Source organism: Streptomyces liliiviolaceus, assembly GCF_018070025.1.
In the GTDB taxonomy this organism is placed as follows: Bacteria; Actinomycetota; Actinomycetes; order Streptomycetales; family Streptomycetaceae; genus Streptomyces; species Streptomyces liliiviolaceus.
Map to the genome: position 1 here is coordinate 228,602 of NZ_JAGPYQ010000002.1, position 22,667 is coordinate 251,268.

At 74.4% G+C, this 22,667-nt stretch carries 3 protein-coding genes and 1 pseudogene; all 4 read left to right on the forward strand.

The window, feature by feature from the left end:
- The first annotated feature begins 63 nt into the window (after positions 1–63).
- The 4 genes and pseudogenes from J8N05_RS36810 to J8N05_RS36825 all read left to right on the forward strand — a co-directional run bounded on the left by J8N05_RS36810 (position 64) and on the right by J8N05_RS36825 (position 22,610).
- Positions 64–13,305: a type I polyketide synthase gene (locus tag J8N05_RS36810; protein WP_210890923.1), complete on the forward strand. Its 13,242-nt coding sequence runs from the start codon at positions 64–66 to the stop codon at positions 13,303–13,305.
- A gap of 58 nt (positions 13,306–13,363) precedes the next feature.
- Positions 13,364–19,825: pseudogene (locus J8N05_RS36815) on the forward strand (type I polyketide synthase); the annotation flags it as partial.
- The gene (locus tag J8N05_RS36820) at positions 19,822–21,825 is read left to right on the forward strand and encodes an alpha-hydroxy-acid oxidizing protein (protein WP_210890927.1); all 2,004 of its coding nucleotides are present in this window, start codon (positions 19,822–19,824) and stop codon (positions 21,823–21,825) included. The pseudogene J8N05_RS36815 and the gene J8N05_RS36820, both read left to right, overlap by 4 nt.
- Positions 21,822–22,610 carry a thioesterase II family protein gene (locus tag J8N05_RS36825; RefSeq protein WP_210890929.1) on the forward strand — a complete coding sequence of 263 codons (789 nt, stop codon included), beginning with the start codon at positions 21,822–21,824 and terminating at the stop codon, positions 22,608–22,610. The genes J8N05_RS36820 and J8N05_RS36825 overlap by 4 nt, the downstream gene beginning before the upstream one ends.
- The last annotated feature ends 57 nt before the right edge of the window (positions 22,611–22,667 follow it).

A 22,667-nucleotide genomic window follows, 5' to 3' on the forward strand; every position in this document is an offset into this window, starting at 1 on the left:
GGTCCGGGCGGCGCGGCCCCCTTCAAGCCCCATAGAACGCCGCTGACCTGAAGTGAGGACCGCGTGTCTGTTGAGAATCGCCGCAGCGATACCGGGGGCGTTCGGGAGCCGATCGCCGTCATCGGGCTGTCGGACCGCTTCCCGAGTGCGTCCGGCGACCCCGGCGGGGACACCACCGGGGACATCGCCGCCGCCGACGGTTTCGACGCCGGTTTCTTCGGTGTCGCGCCGCAGGAGGCCAGGGCGCTGGACGCGCGGCGGCGGACGGTGCTTGAGCTGTGCTGGGAGGCGCTGGAATCGGCCGGAGTGCTGCCCGCGGGGCTCCGCGGCGGCGGTACCGGGGTGTTTCTCGGGGCGGAACGGGCCGACGCGGAACGGGCCGACGCGGAACGGGCCGACGCGGAACGGGACGGCGCGGCCGACACGGTGTCCTCGGTGTTCGGCCTGCGGGGCCCCCGCGAGACGATCACGACGGGCGACGTCCCCGCGCTGGCCGCGGTGCGACGGGCCTGCGCGCGGCTGCGGGCGGGCGACTGCGAGAGCGCGCTCACCGGTGGCGAGCCGGCGGCCGACGGGGCGGGCACCACGGGTGGCGCCGTGCTGGTGCTCAAGACACTGACCCGTGCGCTGGCCGACGGCGACCGGGTCCGTGCGGTGCTGCACGGCACCGAGGACGGCGGGGACGCCGCCGACCTGGCCGCTCTGGTCGAGCGGATCCGCGACTACGACGGGGCACGGCCGGAGCGGGTGCGGACGGACACGCCGGCCGCATTCCGTGGCCGCGTGCTGCCCTGGGTGCTGTCCGGGCACACCGCCGCGGCGCTGCGCGCCCAGGGGAGCAGGCTGCTCGCCCACCTCACCGAGGCCGCCGAACTCGCGGACGCCACGGAGCTTCCGGACGCTGTCGAACTCCGTGACGCTGTCGGGCCTTCGGACGGCGCCGCACTCCGGGACGCCGTCGCGGCCGACGCGCCGATCGTCGCGGGGTACGGCCGCGCGCTGGCGGTGTCCCGCACCGCCTTCCGGCACCGGGCGATCGTACTGGCCGGGACCCGCGAGGAGTTCACCGGTGAACTGGCCGCGCTGGCAGCCGACCGCCGCAGCCCGGGCCGGATCGGCGGTGCGGCCGGGCCCCGTGACCGTGTCGTGTTCGTCTTTCCCGGCCAGGGCTCGCAGTGGGCCGGCATGGCCGGCGACCTGCTGGACAGCTCGGACGTGTTCCGCGCCCGCATCGACGACTGCGCCCGGGCCCTCGCCCCGTACATCGACTGGTCCCTGGAGGACGTACTGCGCGACGTGCCCGGCGCGCCGCCGCTGACCCGCGACGACGTGGTGCAGCCCGCGCTGTTCGCCGTGCTGGTGGCGCTCGCCGACCTGTGGCGGTCGTTCGGCGTGCGCCCCTCGGCGGTGGTCGGGCACAGCAACGGGGAGATCGCCGCGGCCGTGGTCGCGGGCGGCCTGTCGCTGGAGGACGGGGCGCGCACGGTCGCGCTGTGGAGCAAGGCACAGGCCCGGCTCGCCGGCCTCGGCGCGATGATCTCGGTTCCGCTGCCGTCGGCCGAGGTGCGGCCGCTGCTGGAACGTCATCCCGGGCGGCTGTCCCTCGCGGCGGTCAACGGACCGCGGCTGGTGGTGCTGTCGGGCGATCGCGAGGTCGTCGACGAACTGCTGGCGGAGTTCACCGCCCGAGGCGTCCGGGCCCGGCGCATCCCGGTCGACGTGGCCGCGCACTCGGCGCACATCGAGCGGCTGCGCGAAGAACTGCTCGCCGACCTGGCACCTGTGGCGCCACGTGCCGGGTCCGTGCCGTTCCACTCCACGGTCACGGGCGAGGTCCTGGACACGACCGCCCTCGACGCGGGCTACTGGTACCGCAATCTCCGCAGCACCATCGCGTTCGAGCAGGTGGTCCGGTCGCTGGCGGACCACGACGCCTTCGTCGAGATCAGCCCGCACCCGGTGCTGACCATGGCGCTCGAACAGACGCTGGATGAGGAGGAGTCGACGGCGACGGTGGTGAGTACGCTGCGCCGCGACCAGGACGGTCCGCGCCGCTTCCTCACTTCACTGGCCGAGTTGTACACGGCCGGCGCCGCGGTGGACTGGCGCCCGGCGTTCCCCGCCGATGCCGCGCCGGTCGACCTGCCCGGCTATCCGTTCGGCCGCGCCGCGCAGGTGCCGGGCGCCGACGACGGGGCGGCGGCGCCCGGAGCCGGGCACATTCCGGCGGGGCTGCGGACGTTGGACCAAAGTGAGGAGGAGACCGCCCGCTTCCTGCTGGAGCTGGTGCTCTCCGAGACCGCCGCGGTCCTCGGCCGCGAGGACCTCCGCGCCGGCGACCCGTCCGGGGCGTTCCGGGATCTGGGGCTGGAGTCGGCGACCGCCGTGGAGGTGCGCAACCGTCTGGTGGCCGCCACCGGGCTGCGGCTGCCGGCGACCCTGCTGTTCGACCATCCCTCTCCGGAGCGGCTGGTGGCGTTCCTCCAGGGTGAGTTGAGCGGTGCCGGGCCCGCCGACCGTGCGGCGCCGCGTCGTACGGTCGTGGCATCCGACGAGCCCGTGGCGATCGTCTCCATGGCGTGCCGTTTCCCGGGCGGGGTGGCCACGCCGGAGGAGCTGTGGCAACTGGTGCTCGACGAGCGGGACGTCATCGGTGAGTTCCCCGACAACCGCGGATGGGACCTGGAGAGTCTGCTGGACGAGGCCCCGGACCGGTCGGGCACGTCGAGTACCCGGTACGGGGGTTTCCTGTACGACGCCGACCGGTTCGACGCCGAGTTCTTCGGCATCAGTCCGCGCGAGGCCCTGGGGATGGACCCGCAGCAGCGGCTGGTCATGGAGACCAGCTGGGAGGCCCTCGAACGGGCCGGGGTGGACACGGCGGCTCTGCACGGCAGCCGCACCGGCGTGTACTTCGGTGCCATCGGCCAGGACTACGGCCCTCGTCTGCACGAGGCGGACGACGGTTCCGGCGGTTATCTGCTCACGGGAAACTTCACGAGTGTGCTCTCGGGCCGGGTGTCCTACACGCTCGGTCTGAGCGGTCCGGCCGTGACGGTGGACACCGCGTGCTCCTCATCCCTGGTGGCGCTGCATCTGGCGGCGCAGGCGCTGCGGTCCGGCGAGGTGGATCTGGCTCTGGCCGGCGGCGTGACGGTGATGTCGAGTCCGGGCATGTTCGTGGAGTTCAGCCGGCAGGGCGGGCTGGCTCCGGACGGTCGCTGCAAGGCGTTCTCCGACGACGCCGACGGCACCGCCTGGAGCGAGGGCGCCGGAGTCCTCCTCCTGGAACGTCTCTCCGACGCCCACCGCAACCACCACACCGTCCTCGCCGTCGTCCGCGGCTCCGCCATCAACCAGGACGGCGCCAGCAACGGCCTCACCGCACCCAACGGCCCCTCCCAGGAACGCGTCATCCGCGACGCCCTCCACAACGCCCGACTCACCCCCCAGGACATCGACACCGTCGAAGCTCACGGCACCGGCACCCGCCTCGGCGACCCCATCGAAGCCCAGGCCCTCCTCGCCACCTACGGCATCGACCGCCCCACCGACCGCCCCCTCCACCTCGGCTCCCTCAAATCCAACATCGGCCACACCCAAGCCGCCGCCGGAGCCGGCGGCATCATCAAAATCATCCAGGCCATGCACCACGCCACACTCCCCCGCACCCTCCACATCAACACCCCCACCACACACGTCGACTGGACAACCGGACACATCAACCTCCTCACCCACACCCAGCCCTGGCCCGACACCCACCACCCCCGCCGCGCCGCCATCTCCTCCTTCGGCATCAGCGGCACCAACGCCCACGTCATCCTCGAACAACCACCGGTCGGCACCCACGATCGGCGGGGCGCCGCGGACGGCGGTCCGGCGGTGCCCGGCCCGTGGCTGCTGTCCGCGCGGAGCGAGGAGGCCCTGCGCTCCCGGGCCGTGCGACTGCGCGAGCACGTCATGGACCATCCCGAGCTGTCCCTGGGAGACATCGGTCTGACGCTCGCCACCGGGTCCACACGGTTCAAGCACGCCGCCGCCGTCGTGGCCGAGGACCGTGAGGGATACGTACGGGCTCTGACCGCGCTGGCCGAGGGCGAGCCGTCGGCGAACGTCGTCCGTGACGTGGTGTCCCGCCCGGGTGGTCGCACCGCGTTCCTGTTCACGGGTCAGGGCAGTCAACGCCCCGGCGCGGGACGCGAACTCTACGCACACCACCCCGCCTTCAAAACCGCACTCGACACCCTCTGCACCACCCTCGACCCCCTCATCGGCCACAACCTCCGCGACATCCTCTTCGCCCCCGAAGGAACCCCACAAGCCGCACTCCTCCACCAGACCCACATCACCCAACCCGCCCTCTTCGCCCTCGAAGTCGCCCTCTACCGACTCCTCGAACACCACGGCATCACCCCCGACCACCTCCTGGGCCACTCCATCGGCGAACTCACCGCCGCCCACATCGCCGGAGTCCTCGACCTCCACGACGCCGCCACCCTCATCACCACCCGCGGCCGCCTCATGCAAACCGCCCCCACCGGCGGCACCATGCACACCATCCAGGCAACCGAACAAGAAATACGCACCACCATCGACCAACACCCCCACCACAAACCCCACATCGACATCGCCGCCATCAACAGCCCCAACTCCACCGTCATCACCGGCGACAAAAACGCCACCCACACCATCACCCAACACTTCAAAAACAAAGGCCGACACACCACACAACTCCACGTCAGCCACGCCTTCCACTCCCCCCACATGGACCCCATCCTCGAAGAATTCCGCACCACCGCCCACCAACTCACCTACCACCCACCCCACACCCCCATCATCAGCAACCTCACCGGCAAACCCGCCACCACCCAACAACTCACCGACCCCGACTACTGGGTCAACCAACTCCGCCACACCGTCCGCTTCCACGACGCCATCACCCACCTCAACACCACCGGCACCACCACCTACCTCGAACTCGGACCCCACCCCACCCTCACCCCCCACACCCAACACACCACCCACCCCGACACACCCCCACCCACCGCCACCCCCCTCCTCCACCACAACCACCCCGAGACACATACGTTCAGCACCGCGCTCGCACGGCTGGCCCTGGGCGGAGTGCCGCTGGACACCGCGAAGCTCTTCCCCGGTGCCCGGCGGACCGTGCTGCCCACGTACCCGTACCAGCGGCGCCGCTACTGGCTGGACACACCGGTGCCCACGGGCGACGCCACGGGTCTGGGGCTCGCGCCCGCCGGTCATCCGCATCTCGGCGGCATGACCAGCCTCGCCGACGGCGACGGACTGCTCCTCACCGGTCGTCTCACGCCGCACGGCCACCCCTGGCTCGGCCAGCACGTCATCGCCGGTTCGACGCTGCTGCCCGGTGCCGCGCTCGTGGAGCTGGCGGTCGCCGCGGGCGACCGGGTCGGCACCGGCACGCTGCGCGAACTCGTCCTTGAGGAACCCTTGTCGCTGCCCGAGGACGGAATCCGCCTCCAGATCACCGTCGGCCCGCCGGCCGAGGACGGCGCCCGCCCGGTCTCGCTGCACTCCGCCCGTACGGAGGACGAGTGGACCCGGCACGCCACCGGCCTGCTGGCCCCGCGCGGCCGGTCGGTGCCCGCCGGACAGGACGGCTGGCTCCCGCCGGACGCCCGACCGCTCCCCGTCGAGGGGGTGTACGACCGGCTCGCCGACCGCGGTTACGCCTACGGCCCCGCCTTCCAAGGGCTGACGGCCGCCTGGCGGTCGGGCGGCGACCTGTACGCGGAGGTGGCACTGCCCGAGGCGCAGCACGCGGAGGCCGCCGAGTACGGCATCCATCCCGCGCTCCTCGACGCCGCGCTGCACACCCTGCTGCTCGCCGATCCCGGCGAGGACGGCACCCTGCGTCTGCCGTTCGCCTACGACGGGGTGACCCTGCACGCCTCCGGCGCCACCCGGCTCCGGGTGAAGCTCACCCAGGTCGCGGCCGGCCGTCCCGCCCTCACGGCCACCGACCCCGCCGGACAGCCGGTGCTGACGGTCGACTCCATGACCCTGCGGCCGGTGTCCGCCGACCGGATCGCCGCACGGGCGGGCTCCCCGGACGGACTGCTGCGTGTGGAGTGGCAGCCCGTGCCGACGCCGGACGGGCCGCCCGGGTCCGAGCGGTGGGCGGCCCTCGGTTCCGCCGTCCCCGGCCTCACCACCACCCTGTACACGGACGGGCACGCCCTCGGCGCGGCCCTGGACGCGGGCGAGCCGGTTCCCGACGTGCTGGTGCTGGCGTCCCCGGCGGGCCGGACCGGCGATCCGGCGGCAGTGCGGTCCGCCGTCCGGGAGTTCCTCGCCACGATCCAGGGCTGCCTCGCCGAGGAGCGGCTGGAGGCCACCCGGTATCTGCTTCTCACCCGTCGTGCGGTGAGCGCCGCCCCCGGTGAGGACGTCCACGACCTGCCGATGGCCGCGGTGCGCGGACTGGTGCGCACCGCGTCGAGCGAACACCCGGGCCGCTTCGCCCTCCTGGACGTCGATCCGGATCCCGGCCCGCAACCCGACCGGGACACCGTCCCGCACGGGTTGCGCGCGGCCGCGGCCACCGCCGTCGCCGAAGGGCTCGAACTGGCGCTGCGGGACGGCCGGACGGTGACGCCGCGGCTGACGCGCGGGCGGACCACCGCGGACGGGCCGACCGCTCTCGACCCGAACGGCACTGTCCTGATCACCGGCGGGACCGGCGGGACCGGCCGGCACATCGCCCGCCATCTGGCCGTCCGGCACGGCTGCCGGCAGCTGCTGCTGATCAGCCGCCGCGGCCCCGACGCCCCCGGCACCGCCGAACTCGTCGCCGAGCTGGCCGAGTCGGGTGCCGAAGCCACCGTCGTGGCCTGTGACACCGCGGACCGTGACCGGCTCGCCCAGGTGCTGGCCGCCGTGCCGAGGGACCGGCCGCTGACCGCGGTGGTGCACACCGCCGGTGTCCTCGCCGACGGCATGCTGGACAACCTCGGCGCCGAGGACACCGACCGGGTGCTGTCCGCCAAGGCGGACGGCGCCTGGCAGTTGCACGACCTCACCGCCGGAGCGCCGCTCGCCGCGTTCGTGGTGTTCTCCTCCGTCGCCGGGTTGCTGGGCACCCCCGGTCAAGGTGCCTACGCGGCGGCCAACGCCCACCTCGACGCGCTCGCACAGCACCGCCGTGCCCATGGTCTGCCCGCCACCTCGCTGGCCTGGGGCATGTGGGACACCACGGCGGGCGGTATGGCCGCCCGGCTGGGCGCGTCGGACATCGCCCGCTGGAGCCGTGCCGGAATCCGGCCGCTGTCCGTCGAGCGCGGTCTGCGTCTGTTCGACGCGGCGCTGTCCACGGACGAACCCCTGCTCGTGCCCGTCGTGGTGGACCGGGCGGCACTGCGCGCCGCCGCCACGCCGCCCGCGCTGCTGCACGCCCTGGCGCCCCCGGCCCGTCGTCGCGCCGCGGCCGAGGACGGTGGCGTCTCCTGGGCCCGGCAGCAGGCTCAGCTGCCCGAGGCCGAACGGCGCCGTGCGGTGACCGACCTGGTCCGCACCACGGTCGCCGCGGTGCTCGCGCTGCCGGGCGCCGGGAGCGTCGACCTGACGGCCGCGTTCCGCGACGTCGGCGTGGACTCGCTGTCGGGCCTCGAACTGCGCAACCGGCTCGGCGCGCTGACCGGTGTCACCCTGCCCACCACCCTGGTCTTCGACCATCCCAGCCCGCAGGCGCTCATCGGTCATCTGATGGAGCGGCTCGCGACGGCGCCCGCCGTCTCCACGGCCGGGACGACGGCGGGCGTGAGCGCCTCCGGCGGGGAACAGGACGATCCCATCGTGATCGTCGGGATGGCCTGCCGATACCCGGGCGGCGTCCGGACGCCCGACGATCTGTGGCGGCTGGTCGCCGACGGCGTCGACGCCATCGGCCCGTTCCCGGAGAACCGTGGCTGGCAGGTCGACGACCTGTACGACCCCGACCCTGACCGGCCGGGGAAGTCGTACACCCGGTACGGGGGTTTCCTGTACGACGCCGACCGGTTCGACGCCGAGTTCTTCGGCATCAGCCCGCGCGAGGCCGCCGGCATGGACCCGCAGCAGCGGCTGCTGCTGGAAACCAGCTGGGAGACCATCGAGAGCGCGGGCATCGCGCCGACCGCCCTGCACGGCAGCCGCACCGGAGTGTTCTGCGGCGTGATGTACAGCGACTACGGCTCACGGCTGCGGACGACCCCGGACGGTGTGGAGGCGTACCAGTTCGTCAACACGGCCCCCAGCGTGGTGTCCGGCCGGGTCTCCTACGCGCTCGGCTTGAAGGGCCCCGCCATCTCGGTGGACACCGCCTGCTCCTCGTCGCTGGTGGCGCTGCATCTGGCCGCGCAGGCGCTGCGGTCCGGCGAGGTGGATCTGGCTCTGGCCGGCGGCGTCGCCCTGATGTCCTCACCCAGCACCTTCGTGGAGTTCAGCCGACAGCGTGGGCTGGCTCCGGACGGCCGCTGCAAGGCGTTCTCCGACGACGCCGACGGCACCGCCTGGAGCGAGGGCGCCGGAGTCCTCCTCCTGGAACGTCTCTCCGACGCCCACCGCAACCACCACACCGTCCTCGCCGTCATCCGCGGCTCCGCCATCAACCAGGACGGCGCCAGCAACGGCCTCACCGCACCCAACGGCCCCTCCCAGGAACGCGTCATCCGCGACGCCCTCCACAACGCCAACCTCACCCCCCAGGACATCGACACCGTCGAAGCCCACGGCACCGGAACCCGCCTCGGCGACCCCATCGAAGCCCAGGCCCTCCTCGCCACCTACGGCATCGACCGCCCCACCGACCGCCCCCTCCACCTCGGCTCCCTCAAATCCAACATCGGCCACACCCAAGCCGCCGCCGGAGCCGGCGGCATCATCAAAATCATCCAGGCCATGCACCACGCCACACTCCCCCGCACCCTCCACATCAACACCCCCACCACACACGTCGACTGGACAACCGGACACATCAACCTCCTCACCCACACCCAACCCTGGCCCGACACCCACCACCCCCGCCGCGCCGCCATCTCCTCCTTCGGCATCAGCGGCACCAACGCCCACGTCATCCTCGAACAACCACCCGTCACGACGCCCGACACCCGCACGGTCGTCCCGGCCCTTCCACTGCCGTGGGTGGTCTCCGCCCGCGGAACCCGGGCCCTGCGGGCCCAGGCGGCCCAGCTCGTACCGCTCGCCACCGGGACCGACGGCACCACCGAGTCCGCCGAGACCGCCGAGGCCAACGGGACCGCCAAGTCTGCCGAGTCCTCCGGTCTCGGGCTCCGGCACCTCGACGTCGGTCACTCCCTGGTCACGTCCCGCGCCGCGCTTCCCGACCGGGCGGTGGTCCTCGCGTCCGACCGTGCCGAACTCCTCGCCGGTCTAGAGGCGCTGGAGCAGGGCCGGCCGGCCAGGAACGTGGTGACGGGACGTGCCGAGGGTCCTGCGCAGACGGTGTTCCTGTTCACGGGTCAGGGCAGTCAACGCCCCGGCGCGGGACGCGAACTCTACGCACACCACCCCGCCTTCAAAACCGCACTCGACACCCTCTGCACCACCCTCGACCCCCTCATCGGCCACAACCTCCGCGACATCCTCTTCGCCCCCGAAGGAACCCCACAAGCCGCACTCCTCCACCAGACCCACATCACCCAACCCGCCCTCTTCGCCCTCGAAGTCGCCCTCTACCGACTCCTCGAACACCACGGCATCACCCCCGACCACCTCCTGGGCCACTCCATCGGCGAACTCACCGCCGCCCACATCGCCGGAGTCCTCGACCTCCACGACGCCGCCACCCTCATCACCACCCGCGGCCGCCTCATGCAAACCGCCCCCACCGGCGGCACCATGCACACCATCCAGGCAACCGAACAAGAAATACGCACCACCATCGACCAACACCCCCACCACAAACCCCACATCGACATCGCCGCCATCAACAGCCCCAACTCCACCGTCATCACCGGCGACAAAAACGCCACCCACACCATCACCCAACACTTCAAAAACAAAGGCCGACACACCACACAACTCCACGTCAGCCACGCCTTCCACTCCCCCCACATGGACCCCATCCTCGAAGAATTCCGCACCACCGCCCACCAACTCACCTACCACCCACCCCACACCCCCATCATCAGCAACCTCACCGGCAAACCCGCCACCACCCAACAACTCACCGACCCCGACTACTGGGTCAACCAACTCCGCCACACCGTCCGCTTCCACGACGCCATCACCCACCTCAACACCACCGGCACCACCACCTACCTCGAACTCGGACCCCACCCCACCCTCACCCCCCACACCCAACACACCACCCACCCCGACACACCCCCACCCACCGCCACCCCCCTCCTCCACCACAACCACCCCGAGAGCCGGACTCTGGCCATCGCGCTCGCCACGGCCCACGTCCGCGGCGTCCACGTCGACTGGCAGGGCTTCTTCCCCGAGGCCCGTACGGTGCCGCTGCCCACGTACCCCTACCAGCGCGAGCGCCACTGGCTGAGCGAGCCGGCCGGCACCGCCGCGGTCCGGACCGGTGGCGGTCACCCGCTGCTCGACGACGGCGTCGACCTGGCCGGGGGCGCGGGCACGCTGTTCAGCGGGCGGCTCGATCCGCGCGCCTCGCCGTGGCTCGCCGAGCACGTGATCGCCGGATCCGCCCGGCTGCCCGGTGCGGCCGTCGCCGATCTCACGCTGCACGCGGCCCTGCGCACCGGCGGCGGCCGGGTGGCCGAACTGACCCTGGAGCAGCCGCTGCAGCTCACCGAGGCCTGCGCGCTGCAGCTCATGGTCGGCCCTCCGGCCGAGGACGGCAGCCGCGAACTCGCTCTGCACGCACGGCCCGCCGACACGCCGGGCGCCGAGTGGACCCGGCACGCCACCGGCGTGCTGTCGTCCGCGGCCGACACGGCCGCGGAGCCGGCCGGCCTGACCGCCTGGCCGCCCGCGGACGCCGTCGCCGTCCCCCTCGACGGTCTCTACGACCGGCTCGCCGACCGCGGTTACGCCTACGGCCCCGCCTTCCAGGGGCTGACGGCGCTATGGCGCCAGGACACCGATCTGTACGCGGAGGTCGCGCCACCCACCGACAGCGACGGTTTCGCGCTGCACCCGGCCGCCCTGGACGCGGCGCTGCACACCCTCCTCGGCGCCACCGGAGAGGAGGACCGACTGCTGGTGCCGTTCGTGTGGAGCGGGCTGGCCCGGTACCGGCCGGCGGGCAGCGGTCCGCTGCGGGTGCGTCTGCGGCGCGGCGCGGGCGACACCTACGGGCTCCTCGTCGCCGATGCCGGCGGCGTGCCCGTCCTCACCGTGGACGCGCTCGTCCTGCGCGAGCTGACCGGCGGTGCGGTCACACCCTCCGACGGCGCCGCGCTGTTCGCCCTCGACTGGACGGAGCGGGAGCTCGACGCGCCCGTACCGGACGATCTGTGGGCCGTGATCGGACCCGACGCCGACGCGCTGCGCGTGCCCCTGCGCGCCGCCGGCGCCCGGGTCGACGGCCACTCCGGGCTGGACGACCTGCTGCGTTCGCTGGAGGACGGCGCGCGGCCCCCCGCGCTCATCGTCGCCCGGATGTCCGGCGCGCTCGCGCCACCCGGCGAACCCGTCCAACCCGGCGAAGCCGGGCGGCCCGGGGGAACGGACGAAGTCGGGGGAACGGCCGAGGTCGACACCACCGCTCCGCACGCCGCTCTCGACCTGGTCCGGCGCTGGCTCGCCGACGAGCGGCTCGACGCCTCCCGGCTGGCCCTGGTCACCCGTGAAGCGGTACCTGCCGCCGCCGACGACCGGCCCGACCCGGCCTCCGCCGCGGTCTGGGGACTGATCCGGTCCGCGCAGTCCGAACACCCCGGACGGCTCGCCCTCGTGGACACCGACGGCCACTCGTCCTCCCATCGGGCCCTCGCCGCGGCCCTGGCCTCGGCCGAGGCGCAGTGCGCGATACGCCGGGGCGTGACCCGGGTGCCGCTGCTGCGGCTGCACGGCGGCCCGGCGACCGCCTCCGGCGCGGACCGGACCGGTGCGGTGCCGTTCGACGAGGACAGTCATGTCATGATCACCGGGGGCCTGGGCACCCTGGGCCGGTTGCTCGCCACGCATCTCGTGGAGCGTCACGGGGTACGGCGGTTGCTGCTCACCGGCCGGCGGGGCCCGGCCACTCCGGGCGCCGCGGAGTTCGTGTCCGGTCTCCGGGCTCGCGGAGCCTCGGTGCGGGTGGCGGCCTGCGACGCCGCCGACCGCTCGGCGCTGGCCGCCGTCCTGGCCGCCGTGCCCGACGACCGTCCGCTGACCGCGGTGCTGCACGCGGCCGGCGTCCTTGAGGACACCGTCGTCGCGGGCCTCACCCCCGGACATCTCGACCGGGTCATGGCGCCGAAGGCGGCGGCTGCCCGTCATCTCCATGAGCTGACGCGTCATCAGGACCTGCGTGCGTTCGTACTGTTCTCCTCCCTCGCGGGCATGCTCGGCACCGCCGGACAGGGCGCCTACGCGGCGGCGAACACCTACCTCGACGCCCTGGCACTGGAGCGGCGCACCGCGGGACTGCCCGCCGTGTCGCTGGCCTGGGGGCTGTGGGCGGGCGAGGGGGAGATGACCGGCGGGCTCGGGGAGACCGATCTGCTCCGGCTCGCACGGGCCGGCATCGGCACCCTCACCGCCGAGGAAGGGCTCGACCTGTTCGACGCCGCGGTCGCCGACGGCGCGCCGGTCCTGGCACCGGGCCGTTTCGACCTGCGTGCCGTCGACCCCGGCACGGCGCCCCCCGTGCTGCGGGCGCTGGCTCCGGCCGCCGCCACACGCGCGCACCCCGCGCGGCAGGCCGCCGACCCGGCTACCGAACTGCGTGACCGGCTGTCCCAGGCACCTCCCTTGGAGCGGCGGCACATCATCCTCGAAGCCGTGCGCGCCGAGGTCGCCGGCGTCCTCGGACACGTCACCCAGGACCGGGTGCCGGCCGGCCGCCGCTTCCAGGACATGGGTTTCGACTCGCTGACCGCCCTCGAACTGCGCAACCGGCTCAGTTCGGTGACCGGCGTCAGACTGCCTCCCACCCTCGTCTTCGACCACCCGAGCCCCGACGCGCTGGCGGACCGGCTGGTCACCGGGCTCTCCCCGGACACCGCCCCGCCGGACGGCGCGGCCGCTCCGGACGGCGCGGACGGCGCGGACGGCGACGGCACGAGCGCCGTGGACTCGATGAGTACGGACGAACTGGTCCGCCTGGCCATGGGCGAGGCCCGCCCCGATCAGCTCTAGCAGTTAGTTACGGAGAGACACGATGACGGCTACATCCCACGAGCAAGTCGTCGACGCGCTGCGGGCCGCGTTGAAGGAGAACGAGCGTCTGAGGACCGCCGCCCGTGACGCCGGAGGTGCCCACGGGCCCATCGCCATCGTCGGCATGGGCTGCCGGTATCCCGGAGGGGTCGGCAGCCCGCAGGACCTGTGGCGGCTGGTCGCCGACGAGGTCGACGCCATCGGCGCCTTCCCCGACGACCGCGGCTGGGACCTGGCCGCCCTCTACGACCCGGACCCCGACTCCCCCGGCACCTCGTACGTCAAGGAGGGCGGGTTCCTCGGGGAGGCCGCGCGGTTCGACGCCGAGTTCTTCGGCGTATCGCCCCGCGAGGCCCATGCCATGGATCCGCAGCACCGGCTGCTGCTGGAGACCAGCTGGGAGGCCCTGGAGGACGGCGGTCTCGACCCGGCGTCCCTGCGCGGCAGCCGCACCGGGGTCTTCGTGGGAACCATGTACGGCGACTACGGCTCGCGTCTGACGCCCGCCCCCGCCGACTACGAGGGCTACCTCGGGCTCGGCAGCGCGGGCAGTCTCGCCTCGGGGCGCGTCGCCTACACGCTCGGTCTCCAGGGCCCGGCCATGACCGTGGACACCGCCTGCTCCTCCTCCCTGGTGGCGCTGCACCTCGCGTGCGCCGCGCTGCGCAGGGGCGAGTGCTCGCTGGCCCTGGCCGGCGGGGCGACCGTCATGGCCACGCCCATGCCGTTCGTGGAGTTCAGCCGGCAGCGCGGGCTGGCGGCCGACGGCCGCTGCAAGTCGTTCGCCGCGTCGGCGGACGGCACCGGCTGGTCGGAGGGTGCCGGCGTGCTGCTGCTGGAGCGGCTGGAGGACGCCCGCCGCCTGGGCCATCCGGTGCTCGCCGTCGTCCGCGGCACCGCCGTCAACCACAACAGCGACAGCAACGGGCTGACTGCGCCCAGCCGCCGGGCCCAGGAACGCGTCATCGCCGACGCGCTGGCGGACGCCGGTGTGCCCGCCGTCGAGGTCGACGCCGTCGAGGCCCACGGCACCGGCACCTCCCTGGGCGATCCCATGGAGGCGCAGGCCCTGGAGGCCGCCTACGGCGTCGGCCGTCCCGCGGACCGCCCGCTCCACCTGGGGTCGCTGAAGTCCAACATCGGTCACACACAGGCCGCCGCCGGTGTGGCCGGCATCATCAAGATGGTCTGCGCGATGCGGCACGGCGTGCTGCCGCGGACCCTGCACGCGGACGAGCCCAACCCGCACGTCGACTGGGCCGACGGCACGCTGAACCTGCTGACCGAGGCCACGGCGTGGCCCGACCGCGGGCACGCCCGGCGGGCGGCGGTGTCCTCCTTCGGCATCAGCGGCACCAACGCCCACGTGATCCTGGAACAGGTGTCCGCGGCCGGGACCGAGCCCTCCGGCACGGCTCACGCGGCGCCACTGCCCGTCGTGCCCGTCGTCCTGTCGGCGAGCGGCGGGCCGGCACTGCGCGACCAGGCCGCCCGGCTCCTCGACCGGGTGACCGCCGAACCGTCCCGGCCGGTCGACCTCGGCCTCTCGCTGTCCACCACCCGCAGCCACCTCGGCCATCGTGCCGCCGTCCTCGCGCGGGACGAGGCGGAACTGCGCGCCGGGCTGCGCGCGCTCGCCGACGGCACCGGCCATTCCGCCGTCGTCCGGGGCACCGCGGCCGACGGCCGGACCGCGTTCCTCTTCGCCGGACAGGGCGCCCAGCGACTCGGTATGGGCCGCGAGCTGTACGGGACGTTCCCCGCGTACGCGGCGGCCTTCGACGCCGTGTGCGCCGAGCTCGACGCCCGGCTGGACCGTCCGCTGCGCGAGGTGCTGTACGCGGCCGAGAACCCGGCCGGGGCCGTGCTGCTGAGCCGCACCGAGTACACCCAGCCCGCGCTGCTCGCCTGCGAGGTCGCCCTGTTCCGGCTGTTCGAGTCGTGGGGCGTCCGGCCGGACGCGGTCCTCGGGCACTCCGTGGGCGCGCTCGCCGCCGTCCACGCCGCGGGGGTCCTCTCCCTGTCCGACGCCGCCGAACTGGCCGTGGCCCGCGGCCGGGTCATGCAGCGCCTGCCGGAGGGCGGCGCCATGGTGGCGCTGCGGGCGGACGAGAAACAGGCGGCCGAACTGCTGGCCGGGCGCACCCACCGTGTCTCCGTCGCCGCCGTCAACGGTCCGGCCGCCACCGTGCTCTCCGGGGACCACCGCGATCTGACGGAGGTGGTCGCGCAGTTCGAACGCTCCGGCGGCAAGGCCACCTGGCTGCCGGTCAGTCACGCCTTCCACTCACCGCTGATGGAGCCGGCCCTGGACGACCTGCGGGCCGTCGTGGCGAAGCTGACGTTCGAGGCGCCGCACCTCACCGTCGTCTCCGACCTGACCGGCCGGCCGACCCTGCCCGGTCAGCTCGCCGACCCCGAGTACTGGGTCCGCCACGCCCGCGAGACGGTCCGCTTCCAGGACGGCGTACGCACCCTGGCGGAGATCGGCTGCACCCGGTTCCTCGACCTGGGGCCCGCCGGGGACCTCACGGCGACGAGCGCCGACTGCCTCGCCGACACGGCCGCGCACGAACTCGTCCCGGCCCAGCACCGCTCCCGGCCCGAAGCGCCCACCGCGCTCACCGCGCTCGCCCGGCTGCACGCCTGCGGCACCCCGGTCGACTGGGAGGCGGTGTTCGCCGGCCGGGGCGCCCGCCGCGTCCCGCTGCCGACGTACGCCTTCCAGCGCCGCACCTACTGGATCGGCACCGCCGACGCCCCCGGCGATCTGCGGTCGGCCGGCCTCGGCCATCTCGACCACCCCGTGCTGACCGCCGTCGCCGATGTGCCGGAACCGGGCGGGACCCTGTACTCCGGACGGCTGTCCGGCGCCACGCACGGCTGGCTGGCGGACCACCGGGTCGCCGGACAGGTACTGCTCCCCGGCACCGCCCTGCTCGACCTGGTGGCGAGTGCCGCCCGCGCCGAGTCCTACGACCTGGTCGAGGACCTCGTCCTGGAGGCGCCCCTGCCCGTGCCCCGGGACGCCGAGATCCAGCTGCGGGTACTGATCGCCGCGCCAGGCGCCGACGGCGGGCGCACGGTCACCGTCCACGCCCGCCGGGCCGACGGCACCGGGCCGACGCCGTGGACACGCCACGCCCGGGGCACACTCGCCCAGTCCCCGCCCGCCGGTGACGGCAACGACGCCGGCCGGTGGCCGCCCGAGGACGCCGAACCCGTCCCGGTGCCACCCGGCGACCTCTACACGGACCTGGCCGCGCGCGGGCTGGAGTACGGGCCCGCCTTCCGCGGTGTGCGCGCCATGTGGAGGCGCGGCGAGGAGGTCTTCGCCGAGGTGGCGCCCGCGGCGGAGCACGGGACGGGCGGCGGGTACACCCTGCACCCCGCCCTCCTCGACGCCTGCCTGCACCCCCTGGCGGCCGTCGGCGCGGCGGCGGACGGCCGGAGCCTCGTCCCGTACGCCTGGTCAGGTGTACGGATCCACCGCGCCGCGGCCGACCAGGTGCGGGTCCGGCTGGCCCCCGCCGGTCCCGACACGGTCACCGTCGAGGTGACCGACACCGACGGCAGGCCGGTCGCCACGATCGGCTCGCTCTCCCTGCGCCCGGTCCCGGTGACCGCCGCCGCGGCCGACGACCTCCTGCTGCCGCGCTGGACGGCCCTGTCCGGCCTGCCCGCGGCGCCCGCGACCGACCGCTGGACGCGGGTCGGCCCCGGCGAGGCCCTTCCCGACGTGGCATCCCTGACCTCCGCGCTGGCGGCGGGGGCGCCCGCCCCCGAGGTCGTGCTGCTGAGCTGCGGCGAGGCCGACGACGACCCGGCCGCGGTACGGGGCGTGCTGCACGAGGTGCTGGTCGCGGCCCGGCTGCTGCTGGACGACCGGCGGCTGGCCGGCACCCGGCTGGTGGTCCGCACCCGCGAGGCCGTCGACGTGTCCGGCGCACAGTCGCCCGCCCGGCTCGCCCACCGCGCGGTGTGGGGCCTGGTGCGGTCCGCCCAGAGCGAGCACCCGGGACGCTTCGCCCTCCTCGACGAGGACGGATCCGCCGCCTCCGGCGCCGCCGTGCCCTGTGCCGTGACCACCGCGGAGCCGCAGCTCGCGCTGCGCGACGGCACGGCCCACCGGCCCGTCCTCGCCCCGGCGCCCGGCCACGACGGACTGCGGCCGCCGGCCGGGGCGGGGAACTGGCGGCTGGACTACGTCGCCAAGCAGTCCTTCGCGAACCTGTCGCTGGAGCCCTGGCCGGAGGCGGACCTGCCCCTGGCACCCGGTCAGATCCGGGTGGGCATGCGGGCCGCGGGCCTCAACTTCCGCGACGTGCTGCTGTCCCTCGGCGTCATACCGCCGTCCGTGGACCCCGACGCCGCCGACCGGGGCCAGGGCGGCGAAGGCGCCGGCGTGGTCCTGGAGGTCGGCGAGGGGGTCACCGACCTGCGCGCCGGGGACCGGGTCCTGGGGCTGTTCTCCGGCATCGGACCGACCTCGGTGACCGACCGGCGGCTGGTGTGCCCGGTCCCCGCCGGCTGGACCTTCCAGCAGGCCGCCGCCGTCCCGGTGGCCTACCTGACCGCCTACTACGGGCTGGTGGACCTGGCCGGGCTGCGCGCGGGCGAGTCGGTCCTGGTGCACGCGGGCACCGGCGGCGTCGGCACGGCGGCGCTGCAACTCGCCCGGCACCTGGGCGCCGTGCCCCACGCCACCGCCTCCCCCGGCAAGTGGGACACACTGCGGGACACCGGGCTGCCCGACGGGCGCATCGCCTCCTCGCGCGACCTCGGCTTCGAGGAGCGGTTCCTCGGCACGACCGGCGGTGCGGGCGTCGACGTCGTCCTCAACTCTCTGGCCGGCCCCTACGTCGACGCGTCGCTGCGGCTGCTGCCGCGGGGCGGCCGCTTCCTGGAGATGGGCAAGACCGACCTGCGGGACCCGGCCGAGGTGGCGGACCGGCATCCCGGCGTCACGTACCGGGCGTACGACGTGCGCGAGCCGGGGCCCGACCGGATCCAGGAGATGCTGCGCGCCCTGCTCGCCCTGTTCGAGTCCGGGGAGCTGACGCCACCGCCGGTGACCTCCTGGCGGATCGACCGCGCGGCGGACGCGTTCCGGCAGCTCGCCGAGGCCCGGCACGTGGGCAAGGTGGTCCTGGAACTGCCCGGCCCCGTCTGGGACACCCGACGCGCCGTGCTGATCACCGGCGGCCTGGGCTGGCTGGGCCGGCTGACCGCCCGTCACCTGGTCACCGGGCACGGGGTGCGCCGACTGGTCCTGATGGGGCGAGGGGCTCCCGGCGGGAACGCGGCGCGCGACCTCGACGAACTGCGCGCTCTGGGCGCCGAGGTGCGCACCCTGGCGTGCGACGCGGCGGACCGCGACGCGCTGGCCGCGGCGCTCGACGGGCTCGGCCGCGCGGGCGTCCGGCTCGGCGGTGTCGTGCACGCCGCGGGCGTCGTCGACGACGGGCTGCTGTCCGCCCTCACGCCCGAACAGCTCGACCGGACACTGCGGCCGAAGATCGACGCGGCGGTCCATCTGCACGACCTGACGGCCGGGCTCGACCTGTCCGCGTTCGTCGTCTACTCCTCGCTCGCCGGTACCCTGGGCGCCGCGGGACAGGCGGGCTACGCCGCGGGCAACGCGTTCCTGGACGGTTTGGCGGAGCGGCGCCGTACGGCCGGCCTGCCCGGCGTGTCCGTCGTCTGGGGCCTGTGGGACGTGGCCGACGGCATGGGCAGCGCGCTGAGCGACGCCGACCTCGCCCGGATGGCCCGGCTGGGGGTACGGCCGCTGCCGGCGGACCGGGGACTCGCGCTGCTGGACGCCGCGCTGGAGAGCCGCTCGCCGGTCGCCGTGGCCGCCCGCTGGGACCGGTTCCGGCTGGCCGAACAGCGCCGCGACGGCACCCTGCCGACGCTGCTGACGGAGGTGGCGCCCGCCGCGGCGCCCCCGGCCGCCGGCCCGACGGACCGGGCGACGGGGGCGGGCGCCGCCGACCCGGCGCGGCACGACGGCGACGGCGACGGCGACGGCGAGAACGGCGCCGGGGACGACCTCATGGACCTGGTCCTGCGCGAGGCCGCCACGGTTCTCGGCCACGCCTCGCAGACCGTGCTCACCCCGGACAGCGTCTTCGACCGGATCGGCTTCGACTCACTGACCGCCGTCGAACTGCGCAACCGCGTCACGGCCGCCACCGGGATCCGGGTGCCGGCGACCTTCATTTTCGACTGGCCGACACCGCGCGATCTCGTCGGCCACCTGCGGACCGGACCGGCCCCCGCGGCCTCGCCGTCCGCCGCCCCGCAGGACGACGCGAACGGCTCCCCGGCCGACACGACCGACACGGCCGACGCACTCGGCGCGCTGGACGGCGTCGAGGCGGCCGTCGCCGGACGCGTCCTGGACGACGCCGGCCGCACCCGGCTGCGTGAGCGTCTGCACCATCTGCTGGACCAGCTGTCCACCACGACCGAGGACAGGACACCGAGGACATGACCGACCGCACCGCCGCGCCCGCGGCCCCCGCCCACCCCGGCAGCACCGTGACCGCCCCGCCACCGGCCGGGGACCCCCGCTGGCTGCGGACCTTCCCCACGAGCGGGGAACCGGCCGCCCGTCTGGTGTGCTTCCCGCACGCGGGCGGCACCGCCACCGCGTTCACCGCGCTGGCCGCCGCGCTGCCCGAGGACATCGGACTGCTCGCGGTGCAGTACCCCGGGCGGCAGGAGCGCCGCGCCGAGGCCTGCGCGGACGACATCGGCACGATCGCCCGGCACACGGCGGCGGCCCTCGCGCCGTACACCGACCGCCCGCTGTTCCTCCTCGGCCACAGCATGGGCGCCCTGGCCGCGTTCGAGACGGCCCGGCTGCTGGAGGAACACGGCGCTGTGGCACGGCTGTTCGTCTCGGCCGCCCGGCCGCCCTCCCACGACTGGGAGGAACCCGACCTCGACGCCCTGCACGACGACGAGCTGGTGGCCGGACTGCGGCTGCTCGGCGGAGTGCCGGACGTGCTGCTGGCGGACCCGGAGCTTCGCGCCGAGGTGCTGCGCCTGCTGCGTGCCGACCACCGGCTGCTCCAGCGCTACCGGTGCGCGCCGGACACCGTGCTCACCGCGCCGGTCACGGTGCTGCTCGCGGCCGACGACCCGAAGAACACCCTGGAGCAGGTCGGGGACTGGTCCCGGCACACCACCGCGGCGCACACCGTGGAGGTGCACCCCGGCGGTCACTTCGCGCTGACCGGACATGCCGCCGGCACCGCCGAACTGCTGTGCCGCAGGCTGCGCGAGGACCTGGCCGCCCGGACGGCCGGGCCGGGGCCCGAGCTGGTGCGCGAGATCTACCTCGCCGGACCCGACGGAGGCACCGGCCGTCCGTCCACCGATCTCACCACCCTCCAGGAGGCGGCCCGTGAGGTGCTGCCCGCGTCCGCGTACGGGTACGTCGCGGGCGACGCCGGGACGGGGGGCACGGCACGTGCCAACCGCGCGGCGTTCGACCGGTGGCGGATCCTGCCGCGCATGCTGCGCGGCGTCACCCGGCGCGAGCTGTCGGTCCGTCTGTTCGGCCGTGACCTGACCGCCCCGGTGCTGCTGGCGCCGATCGCCGCGCAGACCGTCGTCCATCCGGAGGGCGAGCTGGCGGCCGTCCGCGGCGCCGCCGACGCGGGGGTGCCGTTCGTCCTGTCGTGTTTCGCCTCCCACTCCATGGAGGAGGTCGCGGCGGCGGCCGGTCCGCAGCCGCGGTGGTTCCAGCTGTACTGGCCGTCCGACCAGGAGATCGCCGCCTCCCTGGTGCGCCGGGCCGAGGCGGCCGGATACTCCGCCCTGGTCCTCACCGTCGACAGCCCGGCCTTCGCGTACCGTCCGGTGGATCTGGACCACGGCTATCTGCCGTTCCTCCACGGCGCCGGGCTGGCCAACTTCACCACCGATCCCGTCTTCCGGGCGACGCTGCCCCCGGATGCCGACGACCGGACAGTGGCCGGACACTGGGCGGCCGTCTCCGCCAACCCGTCCCTGACCTGGGACCGCCTCCCGTGGCTGCGCGAGCTGACCGGCCTGCCGATCCTGGTCAAGGGCCTGCTGCACCCCGAGGACGCCCGGCTGGCGCTCGCGGGCGGCGCCGACGGCGTGATCGTCTCCAACCACGGCGGGCGCCAGCTCGACGGCTCCGCCGCCGCTCTGGACTGTCTGCCCGCGGTACGCGCGGCCGTGGGTGACGACGTGCCCGTGCTGCTCGACTCGGGTGTGCGCACCGGCAGCGACCTGTTCAAGGCCCTGGCGCTCGGCGCGGACGCCGTGCTGCTGGGCCGGCCCTACCAGTACGGCCTGGCACTGGGCGGGCGCGAGGGCGTACGGCATGTCCTGCGGTGTCTGCTCGCGGAGTTCGACCTCGTCCTGGCGCAGAGCGGGTGCGGCGACGTCCGTGACGTCTCCGGGGATCTGCTCGTATCCTCGGGTCCTCTCGGACGGGACGGAGCACTGACGTGAACGAGACAGGAACGGGTCCCCGCGCGCCGGGGCGTGCCTCGGCCGACGGCGGCTGGCTGCGCCGTTTCCATGAGGGCCGCGACACCGCGACCCGGCTGATCTGCCTGCCGCACGCCGGGGGTTCGGCCTCCTTCTTCTTTCCGCTGTCCGCCGGTCTGGCGCCGGACGTCGAGGTCCTGGCGGTCCAGTACCCGGGCCGTCAGGACCGGCGCCACGAGCCGTGCCTGGACAGCGTGTCGGCGCTCACCGACGCGCTGACCGAGGAGCTGCGGGGCCGGCTCGACCGTCCGTTCGCCCTCCTCGGGCACAGCATGGGTGCCTCCGTGGCCTTCGAGACGGCCCGGCGGCTGGAGGCGGCGGGCAGCGGCCCGCAGGCGCTGTACGTCTCGGGCCGGCGTGCCCCGACGCTGCCGCACGACAAGGGCATCCACCTCGCCGACGACGCCACCCTGGTCGCGCACATCGGCGCGCTCAGCGGTACCGACGCGCGGATTCTCGACGACCCGGAAGTGCTGGAACTGGTCCTGCCCGCGATCCGGGCGGACTACCGGGCCGCCGAGACCTACCGGTACGTCCCCGGTCCGCCGCTGAGCTGCCCGCTGTTCGTCCTCACCGGGGACCAGGACTCGCAGGTCACCCCGGCACAGGCGCGCGGCTGGGCCTCCCACACCGCGGGCGCGCACGAGTTGACGGTCCTGTCCGGCGGACACTTCTACCTCAGCTCCCACTGGGGCCGGGTGGCGGAACTCGTACGGGGGCGGCTGGTGCGGTCCGGGGCGTCCTGAGGGCCTCGCCGCTGTCCTGTCGGCGGGACGGCGACCGGGTCCGCGTACGGGCTGTTC

Bases quoted from the DNA above. Each gene is read 5' to 3' on its own strand.
- J8N05_RS36820 (WP_210890927.1), top strand. From the start codon at position 19,822: ATGACCGACCGCACCGCCGCGCCCGCGGCCCCCGCCCACCCCGGCAGC.